This window comes from Curtobacterium sp. VKM Ac-2922, from assembly GCF_022815645.1.
Lineage (GTDB): Bacteria > Actinomycetota > Actinomycetes > Actinomycetales > Microbacteriaceae > Curtobacterium.
This window is the reverse complement of record NZ_JALGRO010000002.1, coordinates 287,120-299,129: the sequence shown is the minus strand read 5'-3', so window position 1 is coordinate 299,129 and position 12,010 is coordinate 287,120. Positions and strand designations below refer to the sequence as shown.

The 12,010-nt window shown below is 68.8% G+C and carries 10 protein-coding genes; 5 read left to right on the top strand and 5 right to left on the bottom strand.

The window, feature by feature from the left end; translation table 11 throughout:
* Window positions 1-2 precede the first annotated feature (2 nt).
* The 4 genes from MT346_RS03390 to MT346_RS03375 all read left to right on the top strand — a co-directional run bounded on the left by MT346_RS03390 (window position 3) and on the right by MT346_RS03375 (window position 4,171).
* On the top strand, window positions 3-932 hold the full coding sequence (locus MT346_RS03390) for an ABC transporter permease (RefSeq protein WP_243561341.1): 930 nt from the start codon (window positions 3-5) through the stop codon (window positions 930-932).
* On the top strand, window positions 922-1,872 hold the full coding sequence (locus tag MT346_RS03385) for an ABC transporter permease (protein WP_243561340.1): 951 nt from the start codon (window positions 922-924) through the stop codon (window positions 1,870-1,872). The genes MT346_RS03390 and MT346_RS03385 overlap by 11 nt, the downstream gene beginning before the upstream one ends.
* Window positions 1,869-3,611, top strand: a complete 1,743-nt coding sequence (locus tag MT346_RS03380; RefSeq protein WP_243561339.1) for an ABC transporter ATP-binding protein — start codon at window positions 1,869-1,871, stop codon at window positions 3,609-3,611. The genes MT346_RS03385 and MT346_RS03380 overlap by 4 nt, the downstream gene beginning before the upstream one ends.
* Before the next feature lie 62 nt (window positions 3,612-3,673).
* Complete coding sequence (locus MT346_RS03375) at window positions 3,674-4,171, top strand: PH domain-containing protein (RefSeq protein ID WP_243561338.1); 498 nt, start codon at window positions 3,674-3,676, stop codon at window positions 4,169-4,171.
* A gap of 87 nt (window positions 4,172-4,258) precedes the next feature.
* Here the strand turns inward: MT346_RS03375 and MT346_RS03370 are convergent, their stop codons facing one another.
* Genes MT346_RS03370 through MT346_RS03360 form a run of 3 tightly spaced genes read right to left on the bottom strand, consistent with a single transcriptional unit; the run spans window position 4,259 to window position 8,327 of the window.
* A complete protein-coding gene (locus MT346_RS03370) occupies window positions 4,259-6,409 on the bottom strand; it encodes an ABC transporter ATP-binding protein (protein WP_243561337.1) in 2,151 nt (716 codons plus the stop codon).
* Window positions 6,402-7,340 carry an ABC transporter permease gene (locus tag MT346_RS03365; protein ID WP_243561336.1) on the bottom strand — a complete coding sequence of 313 codons (939 nt, stop codon included), beginning with the start codon at window positions 7,338-7,340 and terminating at the stop codon, window positions 6,402-6,404. Before MT346_RS03365 ends, MT346_RS03370 begins: the two co-directional genes overlap by 8 nt.
* Window positions 7,341-7,343: 3 nt before the next feature.
* Window positions 7,344-8,327, bottom strand: coding sequence for an ABC transporter permease (locus MT346_RS03360; RefSeq protein ID WP_243561335.1), 984 nt, complete (start codon window positions 8,325-8,327; stop codon window positions 7,344-7,346).
* A 265-nt stretch (window positions 8,328-8,592) separates the two neighbouring features.
* On the opposite strand from MT346_RS03360, the gene MT346_RS03355 reads away from it, so the two are divergent.
* Entirely contained in the window at window positions 8,593-10,302 is a 1,710-nt protein-coding gene (locus MT346_RS03355) for an ABC transporter family substrate-binding protein (protein WP_243561334.1), read from the top strand.
* 128 nt (window positions 10,303-10,430) lie between these two features.
* Here MT346_RS03355 and MT346_RS03350 read toward each other — a convergent pair whose 3' ends face one another.
* Both MT346_RS03350 and MT346_RS03345 read right to left on the bottom strand, forming a co-directional pair.
* Window positions 10,431-11,000 (bottom strand): PH domain-containing protein, encoded by a 570-nt coding sequence (locus MT346_RS03350; RefSeq protein ID WP_243561333.1) that lies wholly within the window; start codon window positions 10,998-11,000, stop codon window positions 10,431-10,433.
* A 239-nt stretch (window positions 11,001-11,239) separates the two neighbouring features.
* The gene (locus MT346_RS03345) at window positions 11,240-11,989 is read right to left on the bottom strand and encodes a CPBP family intramembrane glutamic endopeptidase (RefSeq protein WP_243561332.1); all 750 of its coding nucleotides are present in this window, start codon (window positions 11,987-11,989) and stop codon (window positions 11,240-11,242) included.
* Window positions 11,990-12,010 lie beyond the last annotated feature (21 nt).

Sequence of the window (12,010 nt, the reverse complement as noted above, 5' to 3'; positions counted from 1 at the left end):
TGATGCTCTGGTACCTCGGGAAGCGCCTCCTGCAGCTGATCCCCGTGTTCTTCGGTGCCACGTTCCTGATCTACTACATGGTGTTCTCCCTACCGGGTGACCCCATCGCCGCGCTCTTCGGTGACCACCAGCCGTCACCCCAGGTGATCGAACAGATCCGTGCGCAGTACAACCTCGACAAGCCGTTCATCGTCCAGTACCTGCTCTGGGTCGGCGGCCTGTTCCAGGGCAACCTCGGCCAGACCTACTCGGGCATCCCGGTGACCGAGCAGCTCGCGCAGGCGTTCCCGATCACCGCGCGCCTGGCGATCCTCGCCCTGGTGTTCGAGTCGGTCGCCGGAATCGTCGTCGGTGTCATCGCGGGTCTGCGCAAGGGCAAGCTGTTCGACGCCACCGCGCTGGTCGTCAGCCTGCTGCTCATCTCGATCCCGGTGTTCGTGACCGGCTTCATCCTGCAGTACGGACTCGGCATCAAGCTGGCGCTGTTCCGCGCGACGGTCTCCGGCGAAGCACCGTGGTCCGAGCTCGTGCTCCCCGCGATCGTGCTCGCCACGGGGTCGTTCGCGTACATCGTGCGTCTGACCCGTGCCAGCGTCGCCGAGAACATGAGCGCCGACTTCGTGCGCACCGCGACCGCGAAGGGCCTGCCGCGCCGTCGCGTGATCGGGGTGCACATCTTCCGCAACTCGCTCATCCCCGTGGTGACGTACCTCGGCATCGACATCGGCAACCTGATGGTCGGCGCGATCGTCACCGAGGGCATCTTCAACATCCACGGTGTGGGTGGAACCGTCTACCAGGCCATCAAGCTCGGGCAGGGACCCACCGTCGTGTCCTTCGTGGCCGTGATGGTCATCATCTTCATGCTCGCCAACCTCCTGGTCGACCTGCTGTACGCCGTCCTGGACCCGAGGATCCGTTATGCCAAGTAACACCGAATCGCGGTCGGCCACGCACTACGTCGCGCCGATCGAGGAGACGCCGCTGCAGGCGATCGACACCGTCAACGAGGACGAGAAGACCCGTTCCCTGTGGACGGACGCGTGGGACTCCATGCGCGTCCGGCCGATCTTCTGGGTGTCGAGCGTCCTGATCGTCCTGATCATCGCCGTCGCGCTGATGCCCGGTGTGTTCGCGCACGCCGATCCGCGCGCCTGCAACCTCGCCAACTCCGGCGAAGGGGGCCGAGCCGGCCACATCCTGGGCTACACACGCCAGGGCTGTGACGTCTACTCCCGTGTCATCTACGGCACGCAGAACTCGCTGCTCGTGGGCCTCGTCGCGACGATCCTGGTGGTCGTCGTCGGCGTGGTCATCGGCTCGCTGGCGGGCTTCTACGGCGGGGCGCTCGACTCGATCGTGTCCCGCATCGGCGACATCTTCTTCTCGATCCCGACGGTGCTCGGCGCGATCGTGATCATGTCGAGCATCCCGCAGCGCAGCCCCTGGACGGTGGCACTCGTGCTGGCGGCCTTCGCCTGGCCGCAGATCGCCCGCATCATGCGCGGCGCGGTGCTCTCGGCGAAGAACGCCGACTACGTGACGGCCTCGGCGGCGCTCGGCGTCAGCCGGTTCCGCACGCTGGTGCGCCACGTGATCCCGAACTCGATCGCTCCGGTGATCGTCGTCGCGACCGTCTCGCTCGGCACGTTCATCGTCGCCGAGTCGACCCTGTCGTTCCTGGGCATCGGTCTGCCGCCGTCGTCCCTCAGCTGGGGCTACGACATCAACGCGGCGCAGTCCTCGCTCCGCACGAACCCGTCGACCATCTTCTGGCCGTCGCTCGCCCTGTCCATCACCGTGCTCGCGTTCCTCCTCCTCGGTGACGTGGTCCGCGACGCACTCGACCCGAAGGCGAGGGCCCGCCGATGAGCGAGACCCTGACCGAACCGACGGCCCGTCGCGCGGGCGGCGCCGGCGCACCCCTGCTCGAGGTCTCCGGACTCGAGATCGGCTTCCAGACCCAGAACGGCTTCGTGCAGGCCGTCCGTGGCGTCGACTTCACGCTCGAGCAGGGTGAACGTCTGGCGATCGTGGGCGAGTCCGGCTCGGGCAAGTCCACCAGCGCGCAGGCGATCATCAAGCTGCTCCCCGGCGCCGGCAAGGTGACGGCCGGGTCGATCAAGTTCAACGGGCGCGAGCTCGTCGGGCTCTCCGACAAGGAGATGTCCGAGATCCGCGGCAGCGAGATCGGCTACGTGCCGCAGGACCCGATGTCGAACCTCAACCCCCTGTGGACCATCGGGTTCCAGGTCGAAGAGGCGATCCGCGCGAACAACATGGCGACCGGCAAGAAGGCCGTCCGCGAGCGTGCGATCGAGGTGCTCAAGGAAGCGGGGCTCGGCGACGCCGCGAACCGCCTGAAGCAGTACCCGCACGAGTTCTCCGGTGGCATGCGGCAGCGCGTGCTCATCGGCATCGGGCTGTCGAGCCACCCGAAGCTGCTCATCGCCGACGAGCCGACCAGCGCCCTCGACGTCACCGTGCAGCGCGTCATCCTCGACCACCTCGAGACCCTGACCCGCGACTACGGCACGAGCGTGCTGTTCATCACGCACGACCTGGGTCTGGCGGCCGAGCGCGCCGAGAAGCTCGTGGTCATGTACAAGGGGCAGGTCGTCGAGGCGGGTCCGTCGAAGGAGATCCTCGGCAACCCGCAGCACCCGTACACGCAGCGTCTGGTCGCCGCGGCGCCGTCGCTCGCAAGCCGCCGCATCCAGTCGAAGGTCCAGCACGCCAGCATCGACATCGCTGACGCCGGCAGCGACGACGCCGAGCTGATCGCCCGCGCCCAGCAGCGCGAGAGCCAGCCGGCCGAGGACCTGATCGTCGTCAAGGACCTGCAGAAGGTCTACAAGCTGCGCGGCAAGAACCTGGCCACGCGCGAGCTCAAGGCGGTCGACGACGTCTCGTTCTCGATCCCGAAGGGCACCACGATGGCGCTCGTGGGCGAGTCCGGGTCGGGCAAGTCCACGGTCGCCAAGCTCGTGCTGCAGCTCGAGTCGATCACCAGCGGCACCGTGCAGTTCGACGGCACCGACATCGGCGCGCTGAAGGGCAAGGAGCTCTTCGACTTCCGCCGTCGTGTGCAGCCCGTGTTCCAGGACCCCTACGGATCCCTCGACCCGATGTACAACGTCGGGAACACGATCGCCGAGCCGCTCGTCACCCACGGTGTGGGCGACAAGGCGTCGCGTCGGGACCGTGTCCGCGAGCTCCTGGACCAGGTGGCGCTGCCGTCGTCGATGGTGAACCGCTACCCGAACGAGCTGTCCGGTGGGCAGCGGCAGCGCATCGCCGTCGCTCGTGCGCTGGCGCTCAAGCCCGAGGTCATCGTGCTCGACGAGGCGGTCTCCGCCCTCGACGTGCTCGTGCAGGGCCAGATCCTCGACCTGCTCACCGAGCTGCAGTCGGAGCTCGGCCTGACCTACCTGTTCATCACCCACGACCTGGCGGTCGTCCGCCTGGTCGCGGACAACGTGTGCGTGATGCGCAAGGGCCAGATCGTCGAGAAGGCGACGACCGACGAGGTCTTCGCCAACCCGCAGCAGGAGTACACGCGGGACCTGCTCGCCGCCATCCCCGGCGCGAACTTCGAGTTCGGGCGCTGAGCGACCTGCCACAGGACCAGGCCGGACGACCGATCGTCCTCCGCGGTGGACGCGGAGGGCTCGTGTCGTCCGGCCTCGTCGTCGTCCTGGGCCTCGCGCTCCTGGTGGACGCCGCGGTCCGGGGCAGCTGGGACGTCGTCCTGCAGGCGCTGGGACCGATCGCGGTGGTCGTGTGGGGTGTCTGGGTGCTCATGGTCCGTCCGACGGTCGTCGTGACGCCGGATCAGCTGACCGTGACGAACCCCCTGCGCGTCGTCGAGCTGCCCTGGGGGAGCGTCGCGGACGTGCGGATGCGCTACCAGATCGTCATCGAGACCACGGAACCACGGCGGCTGACGTGCTGGGGCGGTCCCACCCTGCCGCGCCCCAAGCCCGCCCGCCGGGGCGAGCGACCGGTCATGCCGACCTCGGGTGAGCTCACCGTGGTCCTGGACGCCTGGGCCGTCGCCCGTGACCGTGGCGTCGACAACGCGGCCGCCGTCGTGCGGCGCTGGGACCGGCCCGCGCTCGTCGCCGGCGCGGTGGCCCTGGCGCTGCTGGTGGTCTCGCTGCTGGTCTGAACGGTTCGTCCCGGACCACACGACAGACGGGAGGCCCCCCACCGGACCGGCGGGGGGCCTCCTGTCTGTCGTCTGGTCGCGTTCCGGCTACCGGACCGCTGCCACGGCGCGTTGCGTCAGCAGGTCGTTCTGGTCGGTCTGGATGCAGGCGACCCCGCGACCGTGGACGTCCTGCAGCGCCGGGTCCACCGTGCGGCACTGCTCCTTGCGGGTGTCGTCGAGCAACTGGTACAGCGGGCACCGGGTGCGGAACCGGCAGCCGTCCACGCGCTCGGTGGGCGAGGGGAGGTCGCCATCGAGCAGGATCCGGCCCCGCGCTGCCTCGGCCGACGGGTCCGGCACCGGCACGGCGGACAGCAGCGCCCGGGTGTACGGGTGCTGCGGGTCCTCGAACACCGCGTCGCCGCTGCCGTACTCGACGATCCGGCCGAGGTACATCACGGCGACGTCGTCGGCGATGTGCCGGACGACGGACAAGTCGTGTGCGACGAACAGGTACGACAGCCCCAGCCGGTGCTTCAGGTCCTCGAGCAGGTTGATCACGCCGGCCTGCACCGAGACGTCGAGGGCCGAGACCGGTTCGTCGAGCACCAGGATCTTCGGCTCGACGATCAGGGCCCGGGCGATGCCGATGCGCTGCCGCTGGCCGCCGGAGAACTCGTGCGGGTACCGGTCGATGTAGCTCGGCTCCAGTCCCACGAGTGCCAGCGACTCCTGCACGCGGCGGCGGATCTCGTCCTTTGCCACGCCCTGCACGGTGAGCGGTTCGCCGATCACGGACCCGATGTCCAGGCGTGGGTCGAGCGATGCCATCGGGTCCTGGAAGACCACCTGGATGTCGCTGCGGAGCGCCAGCCGGTCGCGCTTGCTGAGCGACGCCGTGTCGACGCCGTTCACCGCGATGGTGCCCTGCTGGGCGCCGGCGAGTTCGAGGATCTCCATGATGGTGGTCGTCTTGCCGCAGCCGGACTCGCCGACCAGGCCGAGGACCCGGCCGCGCTTGAGCTCGAGCGAGATCCCGTCCACCGCGTGCACCTCGCCGATCCGGCGTCGGAACACCGAGCCCTTGGTCAGGGGGAACGTCTTCACGACCCCCTCGAGTCGCAGGACGACGTCGTCGCCGTGATCGGTTGCGGCTTCCTCGATCTCCTCCGGTCGGGGGAAGATCTCGGACCGTTCGAGGGTGCCGGCCGCGATCTCGTCGCGGCGGATGCACGCGGCGGTGTGGTCGACGAGCGTGGCAGGAGCGGAGACCATCGCGCCGGTCGCCACGTCGGCGGTGCTGCCGGCGCCCGCGTTCGTGATGGTCGGTGCCTGGAGCGCCGGCTCACCGTCACGGCAGGCGTCGATCGCCGCTGGGCACCGGTCGGCGAACGGGCAGCCGGTCGGCCGCTGGGTGAGCAGCGGCGGCCGACCCTCGAGCGGGACCAGGCGCTCGGTCCGCGGCGCCGTCATGTTCGGCATCGACCGGAGCAGACCGATCGTGTACGGCATGACGGGTTCGCGGAACAGGGTCTGCACCGGGGCGTTCTCGACGATGCGTCCCGCGTACATGACGGCGACACGGTCGACGTTGCCGGCGACCACGCCCAGGTCGTGGGTGATGAGCACCACGGCTGCGCCGGTCATCTCCTTCGCCGTCTGCAGGACGTCCAGGATCTGCGCCTGGATCGTCACGTCGAGTGCCGTCGTCGGTTCGTCGGCGATGATGAGCTTCGGGTCGTTCGCGATGGCGATCGCGATCATCGCGCGCTGCCGCATGCCGCCGGAGAACTCGTGGGGGAAGGCGTCGAGGCGCCGGGCGGGGTTCGGGATGCCGACGACCCGCAGGAGTTCCTCGGCGCGGGTCCGGGCGGCGTGCGTGCTGAGCGAACGGTCGTGCAGCCGGAGGCCCTCGACGATCTGCTGCCCGATCGTGTACACGGGCGTCAGGGCCGACAACGGGTCCTGGAAGACCATCGCGATGTCCCGGCCACGCAGGCGGGACATCTCACGGTCGTTCATGCCCACGAGTTCCTGGCCGGCGTACGTGATGCTGCCACTGACCTTGGCGGACGAGGGGAGCAGTCCCATCACCGCCATCGAGGACACCGACTTGCCGGACCCGGACTCACCGACGATCCCGAGGAACTCGCCCTGGTGGACCTGGTAGTCGACGCCGCGGACGGCGTACACGGGCCGGGAGTTCGCGTTGAACGTGACGGAGAGGTCCGAGACGGAGAGCAGGGGGTCAGTCACGGTTGGCTCCGGAGGTCGGGTCGATGGCGTCGCGCAGGGCGTCGCCGAGCAGGCTCGTGGACAGGACGGTGGCGACGAGGGTCGCGGCGGGCAACACGAACAGCCACGGACGGGTGACGGCGGACTGGCTGCCGGCGGCGAGCAGGGTGCCGAGCGAGACGTCCGGCACCTGGATGCCGAAGCCGAAGAAGCTCAGCGTGCTCTCCGCCAGGATCATCGCCCCGACGCCGAGCGTGGCGTCGATGATGAGCAGCGACGCGACGTTCGGCAGGATGTGGCGGCGGATGATCGTGCGCGACGGGACACCCATGAAGCGCGCCGCCTTGACGTAGTCGCGTTCGCGCAGGGACATCGTCTGGCCACGGATCACACGCGCCATGATCATCCAGTTGAAGATGGCCAGGCCGATGATCAGGGCCACCCACGTCAGGTTCTTGAACACCGGGCTGAGCAGCACCAGGGCGTAGAACGACGGGATCACGAGCAGCAGGTCGATCGCCCAGACGATCGCGCGGTCCGCGAAGCCGCCGAAGTACCCGGCGATCGCGCCGATGATCCCGGCGATGAGCGTCGACCCGGGGCCCGCGATCAGGCCGATCAGCAGGGACTTCTGCAGGCCCACGAGCGTCTGCGCGTAGATGTCCTGGCCGATGTCGTTGGTGCCGAACCAGTGCGATGCGCTCGGGCCCATGCCGAAGGCCAACCCGTCGGAGTCGACGGAGTTCCAGTGGTAGAGCAGCGGGCCGACGAAGGCCCACAGGATGATGAGCAGCAGCGCGGTCGCACCGATGCGCGCGCGCCAGGTGCCGAGGACCTTCTTCCAGAAGGGGGTGCGGCGACTGGTGGCGTCGACGACGTGGGCGGGGACGCCGGCGTTGCCGTCGCCCGGGTCGCCGGCCGTCGTCGTGGTCGTGGGGTTCAGTACGGACACGGGTCACACCCTCACTCGCGGGTCGAGCGCCGCGTACAGGAGATCGGCCAGCGTCCCGGCGATGAGCACCAGGATCGCCGTGAACAGGATCGTCCCGGCCGCTGCGTTGACGTCGTTGTTGGTGATGCTGGTCACGAAGTACTCACCCATGCCGTGCCAGCTGAACACGAGCTCGGTGACGCTGGCGCCGGTCAGGATCAGCCCGAACGAGTACGCGAAGAACGTCGACATCGGGATGAGCGCGACCCGGACACCGTGCCGCATGATCGCCGAGCCGCGCGTGCGGCCCTTGGACCGGGCGGTGCGGATGAAGTCGTTCGACAGGACGTCGAGCATCGCGGAGCGCTGGTAGCGCGAGTAGCTGGCGACGGCACCGATGGTCAGCGAGATCGTCGGCAGCAGCAGGTGCACCAGCCGGTCACCGAGGTTCGCGAAGAACCCACCGCCGTAGCCCGGCGTGTACTCACCCGTGAACCGGATGACCTGCGTCCCGACGGCGCTGTTGAGCCCCGTCGCCAGGATCATCAGCACGACCGCGATGACGAACACCGGCGTCGCCAGCACCGCGAAGGACAGGTACGTGGACACCTGGTCCGACGTCTTGTACTGCCGCACGGCGTTCCAGACGCCGAGCAGCACGCCGAGCACGGCCCCGAGCAGCGCACCGATCACCAGCAACCGCAGGCTCGTGCCCGAGCGGGAGATGATGTCCGCCGTCACCGCGGTGCTGCGGGTGCTGATGCCGAGCGACCCGTGCGTGACGAGGTCCACCCACCAGTTCCAGGTGCGCACCAGCACGGGGACGTTGGGGTCCACGCCGAGCTTGGCGAGTGCCGCGTCGATCGTGCCCTGCGGGACCGGTGGGTTCTTGCCGTAGAACCGGGCAGCGGGGTTGAGCGTCGTGCTGGCGAGGATGTATCCGAGCGTCGTCGCGACGATCGTCAGGATCACGTAGTTGACGATCCGTTTCGCGATGAATGCGAGCATTGGCGGTTCCCAGGGGTCGATTGACCGTCCGGCCGGACGGCGTTGTCGGTGGGGACAGCGTAGTCGCCTGACGGCGCCACGCTGGTCGACGGGCGCAACGCTAGACAACCACTGTTACGGGCTTGTTTCGATTCGGTACGGCTGGCCCCCGCAGCGGTCGGCATGTGGCTAGGGTCGACTCCCAACAGCCACGGCGGCGGGGGTCGCCGTGTTCGGCGCGATGTGCGCGACACAACGAAAGGGAATCCTCGCCATGCGAATGAGGATGAAGGCAACGGCCGTTCTGGCCCTCGCGGCGGCGTCGGCCGTCGTGCTCGCCGGGTGCTCCGGCGGCGGTGGAACGGCGGGCAACGACAGCTCGTCGGTCGCCTCGTCGTCGCTGAAGTCGACCGGGTGGACCACCGCGGACCGCAGCTCGATCAAGGACGGCGGGACCATCACCCTGCCGATCGACTCGGCCCCGGCGAACTGGCAGCTCTCGAACCTGGACTCGGGGACGGTGGACGACAACACGATCGCCGGCACGTACCTCCCCGGTTTCATCCAGTTCAAGGAGAACGGCGAGTGGGAGCCGAACAAGGACTACGTCGACTCGATCAAGCTGACCAAGGACTCGCCGCAGACGGTCGAGATCAAGATCAACCCCAAGGCGGTCTGGTCCGACGGCACCCCGATCACCGAGAAGGACGTCGAGGCCAACTGGAAGGCGCTCAACGGCACCAACCCGGCGTTCGCACCGCTCGCCACGAACGTCTGGGAAGACGTGGACTCGGTCAAGCAGGGCTCGAGCGCGCAGGACGTCATCGTGACCTTCTCGAAGGTGAACGCCGACTGGCCGTCCGTCTTCACGGCGATCTACCCCTACTGGGCCGTGGACACCCCCGACCACTTCAACAAGGCATGGGCGAAGGCGCCGTACGCCGCCGACGGCAAGACCTACGTCTCGGCAGGCCCGTACATCCTGAAGTCCTACGACACCACCGGCGGTGTCGTGACCTTCGAGAAGAACCCGAAGTGGTGGGGTGACGCACCCAAGCTCGACACGATCATCTTCAAGACGGTCTCGCGCGACGGTGTCTCCCAGGCCTACGCCAACAAGGAGCTCGACGCCTTCAACCTGAACGGCAGCGCGGACAACTACAAGACCGCGAACTCGCGTTCGGACTCGAAGATCGAGCGCTCGCTCGGCACCACGCAGCGCCAGATCACGCTCAACGGCACCGCTGACGTGTTCAAGGACGCCACGGTGCGCCAGGCGTTCGCCCAGTCGATCAACCGTGCGGTCCTCGCCCAGGCGATCCTGTCCCCGGTCAAGAGCCCCGGCGGCGTCCTGAACAGCCTGGTGTACCTGCCCGGCCAGAAGGGCTACACCGACCACGTCTCGAGCGTGTACGGCTACAGCGCGGCGAAGGCCAAGGCCAAGGTCGAGTCGGCCGGCTGGAAGATCGGCTCGGACGGCTACGCGACCAAGGGCGGCAAGACGCTCGCGGTCCGGTTCGTGATCCCGTCGGACAACCCCAACTCGGCCAACGTCGCGCAGCTCGTGCAGCAGCAGACCAAGGCCGCCGGGTTCAAGGTCACGATCGACACCGTCCCCACCGATGACTTCTTCACGAAGTACATCACCACCGACGGCCGTGACTTCGACGCCACGTACTTCGCCTGGCAGGGCACGCCGTTCCCGGTGTCCTCGCTCAAGTCGATCTACTACCCCGCCGACGCCGGCCAGAACTACACCGGTGTGACGGACTCGTCGCTCGGCGCCGCGTGGGACAAGGCGAACGCCGAGCTCGACGCGACCAAGCGGATCGCCGACGCGAACGCGATCGACAAGAAGATCGTCAAGGTCGCCGGCACCATCCCGCTGTTCGCCGAGCCGTACGCCTGGGGTGTGCGCAAGGACCTGGTGAACTACGGTCCCGCGCAGTTCCAGCAGTCCTCGGTCAAGTGGCAGGACGTGGGCTACAAGAAGTAACCACGCGCACCGAACCAGGAGCGGGGCACGTCACCACGGGTGACGTGCCCCGCTCCGCGTGGACCGGAGCACCGGAGTCGGCGCGGCGGCGTCGGCGCCGGGGGCGGCGCGGGGGCGTCGACGCCGGGTCAGAGGCGGGCAGCGGCGAGCGACGCCGCGACCCCGAGCACGATCATCGCCAGGACCGACCACCCGTGCACCCGGTGCACGATCGGCAGCGCGGTGACCGTCGCCGGGGGTGGGCCGTCCTGGGCCACCGCAACGGGGACCCGGGCGAGCACCTCGGCGGCCGCGCGCTCGACGGTGGCCGGCACCGAGCCCGATGGCCGCTCGAGCCGCAGCCGCGCCGTCGGTCGTGGTGCGATCCAGGTACGCCGGTCGGGTTCGTTCGACTGGACCTCGAGCCCGTACTTCGTCCGGACGCCCGTGACCCGGGGCCAGGCGTACGTCGACGTCCGTCGCACGTCGACGACCACCAGGGCCTCGGGGGTGAGCTCGATGCGGGGCCGCCACAGCACTGCCCAGGCGACGAACGCGACGAACAGGCTGGGGACGGGGACCAGCCAGGCCGGGGTGTCGCCGCGGACGACGAACCCGACGACCAGCAGGAAGACCGCCGCTGCCCACAGCACCATCGCGAGCACCCGCATGCCGGGGGCGACGATCCGGACGGTGTCGGGGGCCGGGCGCTCGTTCATCCTGCAATCGTAGGAGGAGCAGACGAGTGCCTCCCCGGGGACGCCGGCTGAGCGGACGTGAAACGCCTTGCGCGTACCAGCTGGCGACCCGATTCCCCGGGGAGACAAGTCCGTGGAGGACTGTTCGTACGCACGATGGTCCCCGCCCCCAGTCCGGGTGTCAATACCCCGGGTCGAGATTCTCGCCGTTGCGACACGCCGACGATGCGTGTTCCGACGCCGTCCACGGGCGCTGGCGTCTACGAGAACAGCTGGGGGAACGCGTGTGCCACCCACGGGTAGCCCACGAACACCGCGGCGTCGAGCAGGCAGTGCGTGACGATCAGCGGCATCAGGCGGCCCCACCGCGTGTAGATCCAGCCGAACACGATGCCCATGACGGCGTTCCCGACGAACGCGCCGAACCCCTGGTACAGGTGGTAGCTGCCACGCAGCACCGCGGTGGACAGGACGACCTGCCACCGCCCCCAGCCGATCTCGCCCAGGCGCCGGTACAGGTAGCCGATGACGATGACCTCTTCCTGCAGTCCGGACCGGATCGCGCTCAGCAACAGGACGGGCACGGTCCACCAGTACGAGCCGAGCGCCGCCGGGTCCACGTCGACGGTGAACCCGAGCGCACGTCCGGTGAAGTACAGCGCCAGTCCGGGGATCCCGATGCCGAGCGCGATGAGCACGGGCAGGCCCAGGTCCGTCTTCACGCGGAACCGGTCGATGCCGAGCGCGGACAGGTGCGGGCGGCTCGTGCGCCACAGCAAGTAGCAGACCAGCGCGACCGGGGCCAGGTCGACCGCGATGCCGACGAGCTGCCGCGCCAGGTCGACGTACTGCACGGTGGTGGTCGAGGAGTTGAGCGCCGTGGACTGCTGCCCCAGGGGAGTCGTCTGCGACAGGTCGTCGATGATCTGCAGCACCGAGTACAGCGCGCTGCCGCCGAGCGAGAGCATCAGCACGATCGTGATCTCGATCCACGTTCGCCGACGGCTCATCTGCAGTACTCCTGTCGGTTG

Bases quoted from the DNA above. Each gene is read 5' to 3' on its own strand.
- MT346_RS03360 (WP_243561335.1), bottom strand. From the start codon at position 8,327: ATGCTCGCATTCATCGCGAAACGGATCGTCAACTACGTGATCCTGACG.
- MT346_RS03350 (WP_243561333.1), bottom strand. From the start codon at position 11,000: ATGAACGAGCGCCCGGCCCCCGACACCGTCCGGATCGTCGCCCCCGGC.
- MT346_RS03385 (WP_243561340.1), top strand. From the start codon at position 922: ATGCCAAGTAACACCGAATCGCGGTCGGCCACGCACTACGTCGCGCCG.
- MT346_RS03380 (WP_243561339.1), top strand. From the start codon at position 1,869: ATGAGCGAGACCCTGACCGAACCGACGGCCCGTCGCGCGGGCGGCGCC.
- MT346_RS03390 (WP_243561341.1), top strand. From the start codon at position 3: ATGCTCTGGTACCTCGGGAAGCGCCTCCTGCAGCTGATCCCCGTGTTC.
- MT346_RS03355 (WP_243561334.1), top strand. From the start codon at position 8,593: ATGAAGGCAACGGCCGTTCTGGCCCTCGCGGCGGCGTCGGCCGTCGTG.
- MT346_RS03345 (WP_243561332.1), bottom strand. From the start codon at position 11,989: ATGAGCCGTCGGCGAACGTGGATCGAGATCACGATCGTGCTGATGCTC.